The organism is Pseudomonas sp. JAI120 (assembly GCF_014207255.1).
Classification (GTDB): Bacteria; Pseudomonadota; Gammaproteobacteria; order Pseudomonadales; family Pseudomonadaceae; genus Aquipseudomonas.
The window spans coordinates 564,747-583,288 of sequence record NZ_JACHCZ010000003.1 but is presented as its reverse complement, the minus strand read 5'-3'; the positions used below and the strand labels follow the sequence as shown (position 1 = coordinate 583,288).

Here is an 18,542-nt window from a genome sequence, read left to right as displayed (position 1 = left end):
TTGTGTATGCTCCGTCGACGTTTCGGGCTCACCATTATAAGAACACTGCCTATGACTCTCAGCACCGACCTGCTCGGCACCTCGACGGCGCCCGCGCAGGTTATCCGCAAACATTACGCCACCGAGATGGCGGTCGAGCGCACACGCCTGCTATACCAGGGCTCGTTGCTGCCCACCTTATTAATGCTGGTCAACGGCCTGGTCTGCGCCTGGCTGCTATGGAACCCCAAGCAATACCTGCTGGACAGCATCTGGCTGGTCTGGCTGCTGGCCCTGGTGGCGATGCGCGTGATCCAGGTGGCAGCCTTTGATTCAGCCATGCCCAGCCGGCAGGCCCAACCGATCTGGCGGCGCATGTTCATGCTCGGCTCGGCGGTCAGTGGCCTGACCTTGGCCACCGCAGCCATCGCCCTGGTGCCGGTCGACAGCTTTATCCAGCAGGCCTGGGTGTTCGGCCTGATCGGTGCGGCGACGTTGTCAGCCAGCGTCGCCTACGCAGTTAGCTTTCCGGCGTTCTTGTCCTTTGCCTTGCCCTGCCTGGTGCCGGCCATTGCCTATCTGTTCTGGAGTGGCGCCCCGCAGCAACAGGGCTGGGGTGTGCTCGGCCTGATCCTGCTGGCCTCCCTGAGCGTGGTGGCGTGGCAGGTCAATCGCCTGATCCAGCGTGGGCTGTTGCGGCGGTTCCAGAACCAGGCATTGATCGAGCATCTACAGCAGGCGCAGCAGCGCAGCGAGCAACTGAATCAGGATCTGGTGCGCGAAGTCGAGCAGCGGCGTCAGGTTGAGCAGGAGCTGCGTGAGGCGCAAGTCGGCCTGCAGGACCGCATGGCGCAACGCAGCCAGGAACTGGACGCCGCCAGCCTAGCCCTGAATAAAAGCGAGGCGCGCCTGGCCATGGCCCTGCAAGCCAGTGAACTGGGCCTGTGGGACTGGAACCTGCAAACCGACGAGGTTCATCACACCCAGCTCAAGGAGCTGTTCGGCCTGGAGCCCGAGCACGTCACGGCCATGCTCGGCCACCTCAAGCCGCGCCTGCACCCTGACGACCTGCCGCTGCTCAAGCGGGCGCTGGTGGAGCACCTCAAGGGGCGCACTGAGGATTACCAGGTGGAATACCGCGTGCGCCATGGCGATGGCCACTGGGTATGGATCGAAGACCGCGGTCGCGCCGTGGAGCGTGCACCCAGCGGGCGAGTGATTCGAATGCTCGGCACCCGCCGCGACATCAGCGCCGGCAAAGCCCTGGAAGAGCAGCAGCGGTTGGCCTCGACCGTATTCGAGGCAGCCAGCGAAGGCATCGTGATCCTTGACCCGGACTACGCGCTGATCGCGGTCAACCAGGCTTTCAGCCGCGTCACCGGCTTTGAAATCGACGATATGCTCGGTCGCAATGTCGTCGAGCTGCCCAGCAGCCGTGATGCCCGGCGCCACTTCCCGGTGATCCGCCAAGCCTTGCTCAGCCACGGCACCTGGCAGGGCGAGTTGGTGGAAACACGCAAGAACGGTGAGCTGTATCCACAGTGGCTGCAACTGAATGTAGTGCGTGATGTTCGCGGAAACGTCAGCCATATCGTGGGCTTCTTCGCCGATTTGTCAGCGCGGCGCGAATCCGAGGAGCGCATGCGCTACCTCACCCACTACGATGAGTTGACCGGCCTGGCCAACCGCTCGTTGTTCCGCGAACGGCTGCGCGAGGCGCATCAGCGTGTACGCCAAGGCGGGCGCAGCCTGGCGTTGCTGCATATCAACCTCGACCGCTTCAAGTTGCTCAATGACAGCCTGGGTCATGAAGTGGCCGACCAGTTGCTGCAAAAAATGGCCCGTCGGTTGATCAATGCCTTGCCCGAGGCCGACACCATCGCGCGTTTGTCCGGCGATGAATTCGCCGTGCTGTTCGACGCCTACGGCAACCTGTCGAGCCTGGCCCGAGTGGCCACGCGGCTGCTGGCCAAGCTGCGGGTGCCGGTGACGGTAGAAGGGCATGAGTTGGTGGTGAGTGCGTCGATGGGGATCAGTCTGTTGCCGGATAACGCGCGGGAAATTTCTGCGCTGGTCAGTCAATCGAACATGGCCATGCAGCACGCCAAGCACCTGGGCGGCAATAACTTCCAGTTCTACACCGACAGCCTGCAAGCCAGCACCCTGGAGCGTTTGCAGCTGGAAAACCATCTGCGCAAGGCCATTGATGAGCGCCAGCTCACGGTGTTCTACCAGCCGAAACTGTGCCTGGCCACGGGCAAGCTTAACGCTGCCGAAGCGCTGATCCGCTGGGAGCACCCGCAATGGGGCATGGTGCCGCCAGGCGACTTTATCGGCCTGGCCGAAGAAACGGGCCTGATCGTACCGCTGGGCGAATTCGTGCTGCGCCAGGCGTGCTGGCAGGCCTGTGAGTGGCAGCGCCAGGGGCTGGCACCGATCCGCGTGTCGGTGAACCTCTCGGTGCACCAGTTGCGCCAGGGCAAGCTGGTCAGCCTGGTGCGCCAGGTATTGGAAGAGACCGGCCTGGACCCGCAATACCTTGAGCTGGAGCTGACCGAAAGCCAGTTGCTCGACAGTGTTGAACACATCATTGCGACCTTCCAGCAACTGCGCGACCTGGGCGTGAAGCTGGCGATCGACGACTTTGGCACCGGCTATTCATCCCTCAGTTACCTCAAGCGTATCCCTGTGGATTACGTGAAGATCGACCAGACCTTTATCCGCGGCCTCGGCCAGGGGCGGGAAGACGCCGCTATTACCCGAGCGATCATTGCGATGGCGCACGGCTTGGCGCTCAAGGTGGTGGCCGAAGGCGTGGAAGATCAGCAGCAGCTGGATTTCCTGCGTACAGAACGATGCGATGAGGTGCAGGGCTACCTGATCAGTCGGCCGATGGAGGCCGAGGGGCTGGCAGATTTGTTACGCAACAATGCAGATTTTCCCTGAAGACAGTCCTCACGCCCATATGGCTACAAGGCAGCTACCCGCTGATTCAAAGGGCATCAGGGCGATTTAGTGATGCATCGGGCGGGCAAAACGACAATTCTTGTAGTATAACTACAAGCTTGCTACATCCCTGGCCCCGCCAATAACAAGAGTCCTGCCCTTTGAACCTGTTGCAACATATCGCCCAGTCGCGCCACCTGTTACGCAAATCGGAACTCAAGGTTGCCGATCACGTGCTGCTTGACCCTGCGGCCGTGATGCACAGTTCCATGGCCGATCTGGCCCACAGTGTGGGCATCAGCGAGCCGACCATCGTGCGCTTCTGCCGCGCCATCGGTTGCTCCGGATTCCAGGACTTGAAGCTCAAGCTGGCCCAGAGCCTGGCCGCCGGCGCGAGCTTCGGCCAATTTGCGATTCACGAAGACGATTCCGTCGCCGACTACAGCCTGAAAATCTTCGACACCACCTTGCACACGCTCATGGAGGTGCGCGAGAAGCTTGACCCGGTGGAGTTGCAAAAGGCGGTGACCGCCATGTCCCAGGCCCAGCGTGTGGAGTTCTATGGTTTCGGCGCGTCCGGTGCGGTGGCGGCCGACGCCCAGCACAAATTTTTCCGCCTGCTGCTGACCGCGGCGGCCTACAGCGACCCGCACATGCAGGCGATGTCGGCGGTGACCTTGAAGCCGACCGACGTGGCGATCTGCATTTCCCAGTCGGGCCGCTCCAAAGACCTGCTGATCACCGCCAACCTGGTGCGTGAAAGCGGCGCGACGTTGATTACCTTGTGCCCGAGCCAGACGCCGTTGGCGGAGCTGTCCACGGTCAACCTGGCGATCGATGTGCACGAAGACACCGAGATCTACACCCCGCTGACCTCGCGTATCGCTCACCTGGTGGTGATCGACGTGCTGGCGATGGGCGTGGCCATGGCGCGGGGCCCGAGCCTGGTCAACCACCTCAAGAGCGTCAAGCGCAGCTTGCGCAGCCTGCGGTTGTCGCCCAAGTCCGTCAAAGCCCTCGACGACTGATCCAGGGCCATACACGCTCACAATGTGGGAGGGGGCCTGCTCCCGATAGCGGTGGGTCAGTCAAAGAGAAATTGGCTGATGTACCGTAATCGGGAGCAAGCCCCCTCCCACATTTGGATTGTTTACCTATTCGGAAGATTCATCGTCCTGTAACCCCCGCGCCGTTAAACCGTCATCGCTACAACCCATCCTGTACTCCCCGTACTCGCATTGGGAGACTCCAAATGGCCCGGCCCTACGAAGACAGCAACAGCTCCGTCAAAACCCGTCGTCAGCAGGAAGACCAGCGCCGCATGGCGTTCCGTCGCGCAATCGAAGACCGCTGCGACCAGCGTCAGCTGCAGCAGAGCATCAGTGACTACCCGGAACTCCATTGGCAGGCGCCCGCGGCTGCCCAGCGAAACGTTCAGCCAACGCGCTGATCTGCACCCGTTCGCTGCGGATAAAGCCCAGGAACGCATGGGCCACCGGTGACAGGCGCTTGGCTTTGGCCTGCACCAGGCACCAACTGCGGTACAGCGGCAGTTCTTCCACCGGCAGCTCCTTGAGCCCGCCGGTGGCCAGTTCCATATTGACCGCGTGGCGCGTCAGCAAGGCCACGCCAAGGCCGGCGCAGACGCATTCACGTTGCGCCTCGGCGGAGGCCACTTCCACCGTCTGGGTGAAGTGCACGCGTTTCTCCTTGAAATACTCCTCGCAAGCCAGCCGTGTGCCGGAACCCGGTTCGCGCAGCAACAGCGTGTAGGGTTCCAAGTCCTGCAAGCGCAGCGGCCCTTGCAGGCTCAAGGGGTGATCGGGTGGGGCTACGGCCACGATCGGGTTGTTGAGAAACGGCAGGAATTCCAGGCCCATGTCCTGGGGCACCATGGACATGATCACCAGGTCGTCGCGGTTGTCGGAGAGGCGCCGAATCACCTGGGCGCGGTTGACCACGGTCAGGTGCAGCTGTACTTCGGGATGCTGGCGCTTGAACGCGGCGAACAGGTGCGGCACGAAGTACTTGGCGCTGGACTCAATCGCGAGCTTTAGCTGGCCTTGCAAAGAACCCTGCATGTCCGACAGCTGCATATCGAGGTTTTCCAGGCGCCCGAAGATATCCCGACTGGCCCGTTGCAAGGCTTCGGCAGCTTCGGTCATGTAGAGCTTTTTGCCGACATAATCGAACAGCGGCTGGCCGATCAGCTCTTCCAGCTGGCGAATTTGCAGGCTAACGGCCGGTTGTGTGAGAGACATTTCCTCGGCGGCGCGGCTGTAGGAGCGCAAATCACACACTTCATTGAAGATCTGCAATTGACGCAATGTCATACGCATCAAAGACTTACGCATTATTCGATTCCTCTCTCCCCAGGCCGGCCGGCCAACTATAAGTCTTTACTTATGCACGACCCAATAATTATTGATTTTTGTTAATCCCTCCACGGGCTTAGTGTGTGCCTGCGACTGGCTTGAAACATTTGGTCACGCGCCGACCCGGCTCCAGCGGGTCGAAGAACGCAGCAATCGGCTCAAGGGAATTTCCAAGTGATAAAAAAGATCCTGATCGCCAACCGTGGTGAAATTGCCGTACGAATCGTGCGTGCCTGCGCCGAGATGGGCATTCGCTCGGTCGCGGTTTACTCGGACGCCGACCGCCATGCCTTGCACGTCAAGCGTGCCGACGAAGCCCACAGCATTGGCGCCGAGCCGCTGGCCGGCTACCTGAACCCGCGCAAGCTGGTGAACCTGGCGGTGGAAACCGGTTGTGATGCGCTGCACCCCGGCTACGGCTTCCTGTCGGAAAACGCCGAGCTGGCGGATATCTGCGCCGAACGTGGAATTAAATTCATCGGCCCTTCGGCTGAAGTGATTCGCCGCATGGGCGACAAGACTGAAGCCCGCCGCAGCATGATCAAGGCCGGCGTGCCGGTTACACCCGGTACCGAAGGCAACGTTGCCGACATCGCCGAGGCCCTCACCGAAGGCGACCGCATTGGTTATCCGGTGATGCTCAAGGCCACCTCCGGTGGCGGCGGTCGCGGTATCCGTCGTTGCAACAGCCGCGAAGAACTCGAACAAGCCTTCCCCCGCGTGATCTCCGAAGCCACCAAGGCCTTCGGCTCGGCGGAAGTGTTCCTGGAAAAATGCATCGTCAATCCCAAGCACATCGAGGCGCAGATCCTTGGTGACAGCTTCGGCAACGTGGTGCACTTGTTCGAGCGCGATTGCTCGATCCAGCGCCGCAACCAGAAGCTCATCGAAATCGCTCCGAGCCCGCAACTGACCCCGGAACAGCGCGCCTACATCGGCGACCTGTCGGTGCGCGCGGCCAAGGCCGTGGGCTACGAGAATGCCGGCACCGTGGAGTTCCTGCTCGCCGAAGGCGAGGTGTACTTCATGGAGATGAACACCCGGGTGCAGGTGGAACACACCATCACCGAAGAAATCACCGGGATCGACATTGTCCGCGAGCAGATCCGCATCGCCTCAGGCCTGCCGTTATCGGTAAAGCAGGAAGACATTCAGCACCGTGGCTTCGCGTTGCAGTTTCGCATCAACGCCGAAGACCCGAAGAACAACTTCCTCCCAAGCTTCGGCAAGATCACCCGTTACTACGCGCCCGGCGGCCCCGGCGTGCGTACCGACACAGCGATCTACACCGGCTACACCATCCCGCCGTTCTACGACTCCATGTGCCTGAAACTGGTGGTCTGGGCGTTGACCTGGGAAGAAGCCATGGACCGCGGCCTGCGTGCCCTGGACGACATGCGCCTGCAAGGCGTGAAGACCACTGCCGCCTATTACCAGGAAATCCTGCGTAACCCGGAATTCCGCAGCGGCCAGTTCAACACCAGTTTTGTGGAAAGCCACCCTGAGCTGACCAACTACTCGATCAAGCGCAAACCCGAAGAGCTGGCCCTGGCCATCGCCGCCGCCATCGCCGCCCACGCAGGCCTGTGAGGAACATAATAATGAGCAAGAAAATCTTCGTAACCGACACTATCCTGCGCGACGCCCACCAATCGTTGCTGGCGACCCGCATGCGCACCGACGACATGCTGCCGATCTGCGACAAACTCGACAAAGTCGGCTACTGGTCCCTGGAAGTCTGGGGCGGCGCGACCTTCGACGCCTGCGTACGCTTCCTCAAGGAAGACCCGTGGGAGCGCCTGCGCAAACTGCGCGCCGCGTTGCCTAACACGCGCCTGCAAATGCTCCTGCGTGGCCAGAACCTGCTGGGCTACCGCCATTACAGCGACGATGTGGTCAAGGCCTTCGTGGCCAAGGCTGCCGTCAACGGTATCGACGTATTCCGCATCTTCGATGCCATGAACGACGTGCGTAACCTGCGCGTGGCCATCGAGGCGGTAAAAGCCGCTGGCAAACACGCCCAGGGCACCATCGCCTACACCACCAGCCCGGTGCACACCGTCGAGGCTTTTGTGGCCCAGGCCAAGCAGCTGGAATCCATGGGTTGCGACTCGATCGCGATCAAGGACATGGCCGGCCTGCTGACTCCGTATGCCACCGGTGAGCTGGTCAAGGCGCTGAAAACCGAGCAGAGCCTGCCGATCTTTATCCACTCTCACGACACCGCCGGTTTGGCTGCGATGTGCCAACTCAAGGCCATCGAAAACGGTGCCGACCATATCGACACCGCGATCTCCAGCTTCGCCTGGGGCACCAGCCACCCGGGCACCGAGTCGATGGTCGCCGCCCTTAAAGGCAGCGAATTCGACACCGGCCTCGACCTGGAACTGCTGCAAGAGATCGGCCTGTACTTCTATGCCGTGCGCAAGAAGTACCACCAGTTCGAAAGCGAATTCACCGCCGTCGACACCCGTGTGCAAGTCAACCAGGTACCGGGCGGGATGATTTCCAACCTGGCCAACCAGTTGAAAGAGCAGGGTGCTCTCAACCGCATGAGCGAAGTGCTGGCTGAAATTCCACGGGTGCGTGAAGACCTCGGCTTCCCGCCCCTGGTGACCCCGACTTCGCAGATCGTCGGCACCCAGGCGTTCTTCAACGTGCTGGCCGGTGAGCGCTACAAGACCATCACCAACGAAGTGAAGCTGTACCTGCAAGGCGGCTACGGCAAGGCGCCGGGCACGGTGAACGAGAAGTTGCGTCGCCAGGCCATCGGCAGCGAAGACGTGATCGACGTGCGCCCAGCTGACCTGCTCAAGCCGGAGATGACCAAGCTGCGCGGCGAAATCGGCGCATTGGCCAAGTCCGAAGAAGACGTGCTGACCTACGCCATGTTCCCGGACATCGGGCGCAAGTTCCTCGAGGAACGCGACGCCGGCACCCTGACGCCAGAGGTGCTGCTGCCTATCCCTGAGGCCGGCGGCGTGGCCCGTGCCGGTGGTGAAGGCGTGCCGACCGAGTTCGTTATCGACGTGCACGGCGAAAGCTACCGCGTGGACATCACCGGGGTCGGCGTGAAAGCCGAAGGCAAACGCCACTTCTACCTGTCCATCGACGGCATGCCGGAAGAAGTGGTGTTCGAACCGCTCAACGAATTCGTCGGCGGTGGCGGCAGCAAGCGCAAGCAGGCCAGCGAGCCGGGGCATGTCAGCACGGCGATGCCGGGCAATATCGTCGATGTGCTGGTCAAGGAGGGCGATGTGGTCAAGGCCGGCCAGGCCGTGCTGATCACCGAAGCGATGAAGATGGAAACCGAAGTGCAGGCTGCGATTGCCGGTAAGGTGACCGCCGTTCACGTGGCCAAAGGCGACCGGGTGAACCCTGGCGAAATCCTGATTGAAATCGAAGGCTGATCCAGCCTTCGACACGACCGTTTAATCCTCGGGGGGGCAGGTGCTCCCCTTTTTTTTGCCTGATGATCAGGCTACGTCATGGCTCAGAACGCTATCGCCCACTGGCCCATCACCCCTTGATTGCGGCTGTGGTTGCCGAACTCGGCGGAATAGGTCAGGCCCACGCTGTGTGTGTCCGACAGCGCCATGTCCAGGCCGGTACGCAGCGCCAGGCTGTTACGGTCCAGTGAGGTGCCGCCGATGGTGAACGAGCTGTCGAAGTCCTCGCGTTTTTCCCCGGCGAAGGACTGGCGCACATGGCTGCCGACGTCGCCATACAGATGTTTCCAGCTGGTGCTCAGGTGCGGTTTGAGCGTGATTTGGTTGCCCAAGGCAAAGTCGCGGGTCAAACGCAGGCCAAAGGTACTGCTGAAGTTTTGCTGGGTCTGTGCACCAACGTCCAGCGCGCTATCGCCACCCTTCTCCACGAAGCGGTCGCGCTGATAACGCTGGAAACCCAGTGCGGCAAAGGGCTTGGCGCGTAAGCCACCTGTATGAAATTGATAGCCCAGTTCGGCGAAGGCGTTTTGGCTCCGCGCTTTGTACTTGCCCGTGAGGTGTTCGCGGTAATTGATGAAGTCGAAATCGACATTGCGTTGGTTCTGCCCGCTATGCCTGCTGTAGAGCGCGCCCAGGCGCAGTGCCAGCGGCCCGTCCTGGCGCACCGCATAAGCGCCCAGATGCCAGCTGTCCAGTTCGCCTTTGAAACGTTTGGCGCTCAGGTCACTGCCCGACTTACCGCCCACCACGCCGAGTCGCCAGGCGTTGTCGGCCGACCAGTCGGCGCCCAGCAGCAAGCCTTGGCTGCGTTGCTTCAAACCAACGCTTCCGTGTTGAGCATCCAGAGTGCCGGCGCCGCCCAAGGCTTGGAGCCATACACGGCTGCCCTCGTCGGTGTCGTTATCCAGCTGACGTACTGCCGACAGCAGGCTGGCGTTCAATTGTTTCATGCTGTTTTGGGTGGCGCTGCCCAGGTTGGCGTTCTGGCTACCCGCCAATTGTTCCAGTACCGCGCCCAATCGCCCTGGCTCCAGGCTGCCCAGGTACTCGCCGTATTGCTCAAGTCGGTATTTTTCCCACTCGTTCAGTTCGTCCGACGCCAGCAGGTCATCCACCGCGGCGTCGAGCACACGGGCGACGCTCAGGCCATTGCGGCTGGTGGCATGGTCAGCGAAGTAGAAGTCTTCGGGCGCGGGTAGGGCCGGTTCATGAGGGCTTTTCTCACTGTGCTCCGCGAGCGGATCGAACCATTCGCTGTCTGGCTCCATGTCGCCCCGTGCCTGTGCGTATTGAGCACAGGTGGCCCCCAGCGCGAGGGTGATGGCGAGTACGAGTTGTTTCTGAATAAGCGGCATGTAAACCCACCTCTTGATGTATGAGGCGGGGAATTTAGCGGGGCACTCGGAGGATAACTGTCAGGCCAGGCAGTGCTCGTTTGCGGGAGATGTCTCTAGCCTGATGCGAAAAAGACTGCAGCAGGATCGGCACCGTAAGGTTGCGGTCGATTGTTACTTGACTGACCTCATCCTCGTTTTACATACCCCTTGCCAAAATGGCGTTCCATCCGCGCCTGGATCAGTTCCAGCCCGAGGGACATGATCCAATAGATGATTGCCGCGGTGCTGAGCATCTCGATGTAGCGATAACTGGAGCGCCCGTAGGATTGCGCCAGGAACATCACTTCCCACACGCCCATCACCGAGATCAGTGACGAGTCCTTGAGCATGGAGATGAACTGGTTGGTCGCCGGCGGGATGATGGTGCGCATGGCCTGGGGCAGGGTGACGTGCCAGAAGATCGCGCTGTCGCGCATGCCCAGGGCCAGCGCGGCTTCCCGTTGCCCATGAGGGACGCCCAGGATACCGGCGCGGAAGATTTCGCTCAGGTAAGCGCCGTAGTTCAGCGACAGCGCGATGATCCCCGCGACGATGGCACCCGGCACCAGGCCCAGCTGCGGCAGGCCGAGGTAGATCAGCAGGATCTGGATCAGCAACGGCGTGCCACGGAAAAACGACGCGTAAAAGCTGGCTATGCCAAAGGCCACGGCACTCTTGGACAAGCGCCCGAGCGCAGTGACAAAGCCCAGCACCGACGAAGCGGCAATCGAACACAGGCACAGGAACAGCGTCAGCGCTGCGCCTTGCAGGAAGCCATTGGGGGCCAGGTGCAGGCCAACCAGGTTGGGCAGCTTGTCGAGGATGATCGAGAACTTCAGGTCAAAGCTCAGGAAGAAACTGGCAAACAGGGCGAACAGGGCCGCCCAGGTCAGGTAAAGCCGCGTGCGAAAGCCCAGCAGGGCGCGCGCAGGTTTTGGAGGAACACTCATTGGCTGATATCGGCACCGATCCATTTTTGCGACAGTTTGCTCAGGGTGCCGTCCTGTTTCAACTGGGCAAACACCTCACGCACCTTGGCGTCCCACTGAGCGTCGCCTTTTTCGATGGCGACCGAATTGGGTTCGGCGTACAGCGGCGCGCCGGCGAGCTTGAAGCGTTTGTCTTCGTTCAGGCGCGGCTGGGCGGTGACCAGGTTGGTGAGGATTGCATCCAGGCGCACACCGGCGCCCAGGCCGAGGTCCTGGAAGGCGACGTTATCGGTGTCGTACGGGGCGATCTGCACGTCCTCGAACGGGTACTGCAGTTGAGTGTCTTCGGCGCCTTCGATCACCAGGTTCTTGTTCAGATAGCTTTCGTAGCTGGAGGCGCTGGTGAGCCCGACCTTTTTACCGCTCAGGTCCTTGGCGCCATGGATGCTGTCATCTTTGGCATTGACCACGATTACGGCGGGGGAGGCGTAGTACTCCACCGGGAAATCAAACACCTCGGCGCGGGCCTTGCTCGGGGTCATGGAGCAGATGCAGATGTCGTAGCGACCGCTCCAGCGGCCAGCGGCGATCACGTCCCACGACGGCGTTTCCAGACGCAGTTTCACACCGAGCTTTTGCGCGACGGCCTTGGCCACATCGACATCGAAGCCGTCGAGTTGGTTTTGGTCGTTGAGGAACGAGAACGGCGGGTAGCTTTCCATCAGCACACCCACCAGTTCTTTCTTCTTCTCAATCCGGTCCAGGGTCGCGCCGCCAAAGGCTTGGGTGGAGGCAGCAAGCATCGTCAGGCCCAAGGCCAATAGCGGTTTAAGTTTCAAAGTGGGCACCTGAATAAAAAAGAGTTGTTATGAACCGAATTGAACGTATTAAATAGTTATAAGAACGACTCTCATAGTGAGTTATTTTCATAAGCTTATGAGTAAAAAGCATATGGGCGCAGTAAGCACAGTAATTCTGGACGGCGGCATGGGCCGTGAACTGCAACGACGCGGTGCGCCCTTCAGGCAGCCGGAGTGGTCGGCGCTGGCCTTGAGCGAAGCACCGCAGGCGGTGGAGGCGGTGCATGCGGCCTATATCGACAGCGGCGCCAACGTGATTACCAGCAACAGCTACGCGGTGGTGCCGTTTCATATCGGTGAGGCGCGGTTTGCTGCCGAAGGCCAGGCCCTGGCGGCACTGGCGGGTGAATTGGCCAGAAGGGCGGTGCAGGCTTCGGGCAAAGCCGTGCGTGTGGCCGGCTCGTTGCCGCCGTTGTTTGGTTCGTATCGTCCCGACCTGTTCGAGCCGCAGCGCGTGTCTGAATTGCTGACACCGCTGGTGCAGGGCCTGGCACCCCATGTCGATCTGTGGCTGGCGGAGACCCAGAGCTCAATCGTCGAAGCGCGGGCGATTCATGCGGGTCTGCCGAAGGATGGCAAGCCGTTCTGGCTGTCGTTTACCTTGAAAGATGAAGACACCGACGATGTACCGCGCCTGCGTTCCGGCGAACCGGTGGCGGATGCGGCCGAAGCGGCGGCGCAGCTGGGCGTGCAAGTGTTGCTGTTCAATTGCAGCCAGCCGGAAGTGATCGGCGCGGCGATCGATGCCGCGCGCCAAACCTTCGAGCGGCTGGGCGTGGCGATTCAGATCGGCGCCTACGCCAACGCCTTCCCGCCACAGCCCAAGGAAGCCACGGCCAACGACGGCCTGGACCCCTTGCGCGAGGATCTCGACCCACCGGGCTACCTGCAGTGGGCCGCGGACTGGCAAAAGCGTGGTGCCAGCCACTTGGGCGGTTGCTGCGGGATCGGGCCGGAGCACATTGCGGTGCTGGCCCAGAAGCTGGTCTAAGCCTTAAAGCGCCTGGCGGCGACACTCCGCCAGGCCCTTCAACTGCCCGGAACCTGCCTGGTTCGCCTCGGACAACCACGCCTCAAACCCCGCGCCCACCGTCGGCCACTCCGAATCCAGAATCGAATACCAGGCCGTATCCCGGTTCTGCCCCTTCACCACCATATGCTGGCGAAACACCCCTTCAAAACTGAACCCCAACCGCTCAGCCGCATATTTGGAGCGGGCGTTGCCGTTGTTGCACTTCCACTCCAGGCGTCGGTAGCCCTGCTCGAAGGCGTATTTGGCCAAGAGGTACACCGCCTCGGTGCTTTTGGGTGAGCGCTGCATCGGCGCGCCGAAGGTGACATGGCCGATTTCGATACGGCCCTGGGCCGGTACGATGGACATCAGGCTGAGGATGCCCTGCACCTGGCCGGACGCACGGTCGACCACGCTGAAGAAATACGGATCGCTATTCGCCGCATGGTTGTTCAACCACGCATCGAACGCGGCGCGCTCGGCAAACGGGCCGTAAGGCAGGTAGTCCCACAGCTTGGGGTCGGCACCGGGGCCTTCGAGGGCTTGCCACAATTGATCGGCGTGGCGCGCCGGGTCGAGTTTTTCCAGGCGGATAAAGCGCCCTTCGAGCAGTTGCGCGGTGGGCGCCGGGGCGCCTTTCCAGTCGGCGAGGGAAGTAGACATGCTGCGCTCCTTAAAGACCTTTGCGAAATTGAATGAAGCCAGGGCGTTCGGCGATGCGCTCGTAGAGTTGGATCGCGGTGGCGTTGGTCTCGTGGGTCAGCCAGTGGACCTTGCAGCAGCCGTCGGCCTTGGCAGTGGCGTAGACGAACTCGATCAGTTTACGGCCGACACCAGTGCCGCGCTGAGCCGGGTCCACCAGCAGGTCCTGCAGGTAGCAGGAGTTTTCGATGCTCCAGTTGGAACGGTGGTAGATGAAATTGACCATGCCCACCGCCTTGCCATCCTGCCAGGCCAACGCGGAGTGGGTCGGCTCATTGGGATCGATCAGGCGCTGCCAGGTGCTCTGGCTGACGGCGTCCGGCAGTTCGGTGTTGTAGAACGTCAAGTACGCCTGCCACAGCGGCAGCCAGGCGGCGTGGTCGGCCGCGGTGACCTGGCGGATGTCGATCTGGCTCATTCTGAAACTCCTTGGGGTATAAAGCGCGCGAGGGTCTGGTCGCGTATATCGGCGCTGGCGGCCAGCCCGTCGCGCACACCGGCGATGTCCGCCGCGCTGCGGTTCTGGCTGAGCTTGCGTTTGCCGATCAGGCGCTCGATCGGCAGGCTGAAGCCGACGATGGCCTTGAGCATGCCGTCAATGTAGTCGGCCGGGGCGTCGCTGACTTTCCACGGTTGTGCGCGGTTGCCCTCGTGGCGGTCGGTGAGGGCGCTGACCACGCCGAGCACCCGTTCGGCATCGGTAAACACCTCGGCCTTGCCATAGGCATGCACCGCGATGTAATTCCAGGTGGGCACCACTTTGCCGTGCTCAGCCTTGGCCGGGTAAAACGCCGGACTGACGTAGGCCTCGGCGCCGGCAAAGATCACCAGGGCTTCGCTGCCGTTTTGCAGGTCGCGCCACTGCGGATTGGCCTTGGCCAGGTGCCCGTACAGTGTGCCATTGGGGCCTTCATCGGGATTGAGCAGCAGCGGCAAATGGCTGGCCTGCAGGCCTTGTTCACCCAAGGTCACCAACTGCGCCAGGCGTGTGTGCTGGATCAGTTGCTGTATCTCGGGCAAGTCTTCGAGGGCAAAGGCACGAGGTGTGTACATGAATATTTTCCTTGGCGAATGCCTGCATCCTAGGCAGGCTAATGGTTCGTTGTAAGAGCCATCTAACGTCAATTTAATAGGTCCAATTCGATGCCTTCCGTAGAGCCGCCGCTGTCGTTCAACCCTGCCGGTATTGAGTTGGATCGGCGGCAAGGCCTGACACGCCAACTCTATGAAGCCTTACGCCAGCGCGTGCTGGATGGCCGGCTGGTCAGCGGTACGCGCTTGCCCGCCAGCCGTGACTTGGCGGCGGCCCTGGCGATTTCCCGTAACAGCGTGGTGCGTGCCTACGATCAGCTGTACGCCGAAGGTTTTATCGAAGGCCGCGTGGGTGACGGTACCTATGTCGCCCAACTGCCCAGCCCGAAAAAACTATCCACAAAAGTGTCCACAGGGTTATCAACAGGCTTATCCCCAGCCTTATCCACAAAATGGGCCGACTTACCGGAAGATCTCGCTGGCGAAGTTATCCACAGGTCGGCCTTGGGGCGCGTGCGAAATAACCATTTGCCACAACCGCCAGCCGGTCCGCCCAAGGCCTTTCGCGTGGGCGTGCCGGCTTTCGATCTGTTCCCGTTTGAGGTCTGGGCCAAGCTAAATGGGGCGTTCTGGCGCAAACCCGACATGGAGCAATTGTGCTACGGCGACCCGGCAGGCGATGCGCGGCTGCGCGGGTTGATCGCGGCGTACCTGCGCAGTTCGCGGGGCATGCAGTGCACGGCTGAGCAAATAGTGATCACCAGCGGCGCACAGCAGGCAATCAGCCTTTGTGCACAGTTGCTGGTAGAGCCAGGTGACGGGGTGGCAGTGGAAAACCCGGGCTATCGCGCCGCAGGCCACGCATTCGCCTTGGCCGGTGCCAATCTGCAGGGCGTGCCGGTGGACAGCGACGGCATCGATTGTCAGGTCCTGAATACCTTAGTCAATTGCCGCCTGGCCTATGTCACGCCCTCCCACCAATACCCCCTGGGCGTGGTGATGAGCCTGGCGCGGCGTCTGGAGTTGCTGGCCTGGGCCGAGCGCACCGGCGGTTGGATCGTGGAGGACGACTATGACGGCGAATACCGCTACAGCGGCGCACCGCTGGCGCCCCTGGCCGCGCTGGACCGCAGTGGGCGTGTGCTCTACGTCGGCACCTTCGGCAAAGTCGCGTTCCCGGCCTTGCGCCTGGGCTATCTGGTGTTGCCGCCTGGCCTGGTCGATGCCTTCTCGCGGCGCCGTGCGGTGGATATGCGCCACTCGGAAGTCAGCACCCAAGCCGTGATGGCCGAATTCATGGCGGCCGGACACTTCCAGCGGCATATCCGTCGGATGCGGCGTGCGGCATTGAGCCGGCGCAATGCCTTGCTCGCCGGGTGGCCGCGCGGTTTGCCGGGTGTCGGCGAGTTGCCCGTCATTGCCGCAGGGCTCCACATGACCGTGCGCGTGGACAGCCTGGCCCGCGAGCAACAGCTGCTTGAGCAGGCCCGTGCCGTGGACGTCGAAATCAATGGGTTAAGCAGTTACTGGCTGGCGCAATCCACCCCCCCGGAAGACCAGCGCGCCGGCCTGGTGCTGGGCTTTGCTGCCGTACCCGAAGCGGCCGTCGCCGAGGCCCTGGCAACGTTGCGCAGGGCCTGGCACTTCGGTTGACCATCAGTGTTGGGAAAACAAGCAGCGGGCGAGCGGCAGAGTCAGCGAGTGCGCGGCGGCGGGTGCGCACTCGTCCACACTGCGCTGAACATGCCGATCAGGTCCCGGACTTGATCTTGGTCCAGACGCGCGTCCTGGCGCGTTCGGCGTCGCGCCCCAAGGGTTTCAAGGTATAGAGCGTGGCCATCGCCGCTTCGGTTGGGTACAGGTTGGGGTTGTTGCGGATCGCGGGGTCCACCTGCTCGGTCGCGTCTTTGTTCGGGTTGGGGTAGCCGACGAAATCACTGATGGGCGCAATGACTTGCGGTTGCAGCAGGTAGTTGATGAAGGTGTAGGCGTCCTGCGGGTTCTTCGCGCCCTTGGGAATGGCCAGCATGTCGAACCAGATCGGTGCGCCTTCCTTGGGCAGGCGCATATCGACGATCACGCCGTTCTTGGCATCCTTGGCGCGGTTGGCGGCCTGGGAGAAGCTGCCGGAGTAGCCGACGGCGACGCAGATGTCGCCGTTGGCGATATCGGCCATGTATTTGGAGGAGTGGAAGTAGGTGATGTACGGGCGGATTTTCATCAGCAACGCTTCGGCTTTTTCATAGTCCTTGGGGTTGCTGCTGTTGGGGTCCAGGCCCAGGTGCTGCAAGGCCAGCGGCAGGATCTCCGAGGGTGAATCCAGCAGCGCCACGCCGCATTGCTTGAGCTTGCTGATGTTCTCTTCCTTGAAGATCAGGTCCCAGCTGTCCACCGGTGCATCGGCGCCCAATGCGGCCTTGACCTTGTCGGGGTTGAAGCCGATCAGGATGGTGCCGTACATGTAGGGCACGGCAAATTTATTGCCGGGGTCGTTGGCTTCGATCAGCTTCATCAACTTGGGATCGAGGTGGTTCCAGTTCGGCAGCTGGCTGCGATCCAGCGGCTGGAACACGCCGGCCTCGATCTGCTTGGCCAGGAACACATTGGACGGCACCACCACGTCATAGCCGGAATTGCCGGTGAGCAGCTTGGCTTCCAGGGCTTCATTGGTGTCGAAGATGTCGTAGACCAGTTTGATCGACGGGTTTTGGGCCTTGAAGTCTTCCAGAGCCTTGGGAGTGATGTAGTCGAACCAGTTGTAGACCCGCAGGTTTTTTTCTTCAGCGTGCGCGGCGGTGCTTAATACGGCGGTGCAGAGCACAAGCGACTTGAACAGATTCATTCGACTGCCCCTTCAAAACCTTCGAGAACGTTGACGGCATTGATGCCGATTTCTTCTACCGCGTAGCCGCCTTCCATCACGAACAGCGTCGGCCGGCTCAGGCGGGCGATGCGCGCGCCCATCGCCAGATAATCCGGGCTGTCGAGTTTGAACTGCGAGATGGGGTCGTCCTTGAAAGTATCGACGCCCAGGGACACCACAATCACGTCGGCGCCGTAGCCCTCAATGGCCTGGCAAGCCTGTTCCAGTGCGGCGCTCCAGGTGTCCCAGCCCGAACCGGCCGGCAACGGATAGTTGAAGTTGAAACCCTCTCCGGCCCCGTCGCCGAGCTCATCGGCATAGCCGAGAAAAAACGGAAACTCGGCTTCCGGATGCCCGTGGATCGAGGTGAACAGCACATCGCTACGCTCATAGAAAATCGATTGGGTGCCATTACCGTGGTGGTAATCCACATCGAGGATCGCGACTTTTTTATAGCCCTGATCGAGAAAGGCCTGGGCGGCGATGGCTGCATTGTTGAGGTAGCAGTAACCGCCCATCAGGTCGCTGGCGGCGTGGTGTCCCGGTGGGCGGCACAGGGCAAACGCCGCCGGCGCACCGGCCTGGATCGCCTGCTGCGCGGTCAGCGCCACCTGCGCTGCGCTGTAGGCCGCCTGCCAGGTACCGGCGGTGATGGGCGCGCCGCCGTCGAAGCTGTAGTAACCCAGTTGGCCATGCAGGCTGGTGGGCAATACCCGGCGCAAGGTCCGGGCGGGCCAGGTGTAGGGCAGCAGGTCGCCTTCCTGGCCGAAGACGGTCCAGCGTTCCCAGGCGCCTTTGAAGAAGTCCAGATAGGCCGGGGAGTGAACGCGTGCCAAGGGGGTCAGGCCGAAATCATGAGGTGCGCGCACGGGCCCCAGTTGGCGGTCTTTCACCCGTTGCAACACGTGGTCGGCGCGGGAGGGCATTTCGAAACAGGGCATCAATTGCCCGTCCATCAATTCGCAACGGCCATGGTGCAGATGGTGATCGTCCGAGTAGATCGTCAGCATGTTGTTGTT

16 protein-coding genes are annotated in these 18,542 nt (G+C 61.6%); 7 read left to right on the top strand and 9 right to left on the bottom strand.

The window, feature by feature from the left end; genetic code table 11:
* Positions 1-51 precede the first annotated feature (51 nt).
* The 3 genes from HDC32_RS20185 (at position 52) to HDC32_RS32110 (ending at position 4,375) form a co-directional block, all read left to right on the top strand.
* Entirely contained in the window at positions 52-2,925 is a 2,874-nt protein-coding gene (locus tag HDC32_RS20185; RefSeq protein ID WP_184745242.1) for an EAL domain-containing protein, read from the top strand.
* A gap of 161 nt (positions 2,926-3,086) precedes the next feature.
* Complete coding sequence (gene hexR / locus HDC32_RS20180; RefSeq protein ID WP_010168370.1) at positions 3,087-3,953, top strand: transcriptional regulator HexR; 867 nt, start codon at positions 3,087-3,089, stop codon at positions 3,951-3,953.
* A 224-nt stretch (positions 3,954-4,177) separates the two neighbouring features.
* Complete coding sequence (locus tag HDC32_RS32110) at positions 4,178-4,375, top strand: PA3496 family putative envelope integrity protein (protein WP_074848013.1); 198 nt, start codon at positions 4,178-4,180, stop codon at positions 4,373-4,375.
* Here HDC32_RS32110 and HDC32_RS20175 read toward each other — a convergent pair.
* Positions 4,305-5,279, bottom strand: coding sequence for a LysR family transcriptional regulator (locus HDC32_RS20175; protein WP_131697704.1), 975 nt, complete (start codon positions 5,277-5,279; stop codon positions 4,305-4,307). The two genes, HDC32_RS32110 and HDC32_RS20175, sit on opposite strands and share 71 nt — an antisense overlap.
* A gap of 195 nt (positions 5,280-5,474) precedes the next feature.
* Between HDC32_RS20175 and HDC32_RS20170 the strand changes: the two genes are divergently transcribed.
* Positions 5,475-6,890, top strand: a complete 1,416-nt coding sequence (locus HDC32_RS20170; protein ID WP_003213442.1) for an acetyl-CoA carboxylase biotin carboxylase subunit — start codon at positions 5,475-5,477, stop codon at positions 6,888-6,890.
* 11 nt (positions 6,891-6,901) lie between these two features.
* Positions 6,902-8,710 carry a sodium-extruding oxaloacetate decarboxylase subunit alpha gene (gene oadA / locus HDC32_RS20165; RefSeq protein ID WP_131697703.1) on the top strand — a complete coding sequence of 603 codons (1,809 nt, stop codon included), beginning with the start codon at positions 6,902-6,904 and terminating at the stop codon, positions 8,708-8,710.
* Between the two features lie 83 nt (positions 8,711-8,793).
* On the opposite strand, the gene HDC32_RS20160 is transcribed toward oadA, so the two are convergent.
* The 3 genes from HDC32_RS20160 to HDC32_RS20150 form a co-directional block, all read right to left on the bottom strand.
* Positions 8,794-10,104 (bottom strand): autotransporter domain-containing protein, encoded by a 1,311-nt coding sequence (locus HDC32_RS20160; protein WP_184745240.1) that lies wholly within the window; start codon positions 10,102-10,104, stop codon positions 8,794-8,796.
* 167 nt (positions 10,105-10,271) lie between these two features.
* Positions 10,272-11,075: an amino acid ABC transporter permease gene (locus tag HDC32_RS20155; RefSeq protein ID WP_371920965.1), complete on the bottom strand. Its 804-nt coding sequence runs from the start codon at positions 11,073-11,075 to the stop codon at positions 10,272-10,274.
* The gene (locus tag HDC32_RS20150) at positions 11,072-11,893 is read right to left on the bottom strand and encodes an ABC transporter substrate-binding protein (protein WP_131697701.1); all 822 of its coding nucleotides are present in this window, start codon (positions 11,891-11,893) and stop codon (positions 11,072-11,074) included. Before HDC32_RS20150 ends, HDC32_RS20155 begins: the two co-directional genes overlap by 4 nt.
* A gap of 112 nt (positions 11,894-12,005) precedes the next feature.
* Here HDC32_RS20150 and HDC32_RS20145 point away from each other — a divergent pair, with 112 nt between their 5' ends.
* Positions 12,006-12,905, top strand: a complete 900-nt coding sequence (locus HDC32_RS20145; protein ID WP_131697700.1) for a homocysteine S-methyltransferase family protein — start codon at positions 12,006-12,008, stop codon at positions 12,903-12,905.
* Between the two features lie 3 nt (positions 12,906-12,908).
* Here HDC32_RS20145 and HDC32_RS20140 read toward each other — a convergent pair whose 3' ends face one another.
* From HDC32_RS20140 to HDC32_RS20130, 3 genes are read right to left on the bottom strand one after another with little or no spacing between them, the layout of a single operon-like run.
* Positions 12,909-13,589 carry a GNAT family N-acetyltransferase gene (locus tag HDC32_RS20140; RefSeq protein ID WP_027608228.1) on the bottom strand — a complete coding sequence of 227 codons (681 nt, stop codon included), beginning with the start codon at positions 13,587-13,589 and terminating at the stop codon, positions 12,909-12,911.
* Between the two features lie 10 nt (positions 13,590-13,599).
* Entirely contained in the window at positions 13,600-14,046 is a 447-nt protein-coding gene (locus tag HDC32_RS20135) for a GNAT family N-acetyltransferase (protein WP_131697698.1), read from the bottom strand.
* A complete protein-coding gene (locus tag HDC32_RS20130) occupies positions 14,043-14,681 on the bottom strand; it encodes an FMN-binding negative transcriptional regulator (RefSeq protein ID WP_184745238.1) in 639 nt (212 codons plus the stop codon). The genes HDC32_RS20135 and HDC32_RS20130 overlap by 4 nt, the downstream gene beginning before the upstream one ends.
* Before the next feature lie 90 nt (positions 14,682-14,771).
* On the opposite strand from HDC32_RS20130, the gene HDC32_RS20125 reads away from it, so the two are divergent.
* On the top strand, positions 14,772-16,313 hold the full coding sequence (locus HDC32_RS20125) for a PLP-dependent aminotransferase family protein (RefSeq protein ID WP_145337386.1): 1,542 nt from the start codon (positions 14,772-14,774) through the stop codon (positions 16,311-16,313).
* 97 nt (positions 16,314-16,410) lie between these two features.
* Here HDC32_RS20125 and HDC32_RS20120 read toward each other — a convergent pair whose 3' ends face one another.
* The gene (locus HDC32_RS20120) at positions 16,411-17,502 is read right to left on the bottom strand and encodes a polyamine ABC transporter substrate-binding protein (protein WP_184745237.1); all 1,092 of its coding nucleotides are present in this window, start codon (positions 17,500-17,502) and stop codon (positions 16,411-16,413) included.
* Positions 17,499-18,533 (bottom strand): histone deacetylase family protein, encoded by a 1,035-nt coding sequence (locus HDC32_RS20115; protein ID WP_184745235.1) that lies wholly within the window; start codon positions 18,531-18,533, stop codon positions 17,499-17,501. The genes HDC32_RS20120 and HDC32_RS20115 overlap by 4 nt, the downstream gene beginning before the upstream one ends.
* Positions 18,534-18,542 lie beyond the last annotated feature (9 nt).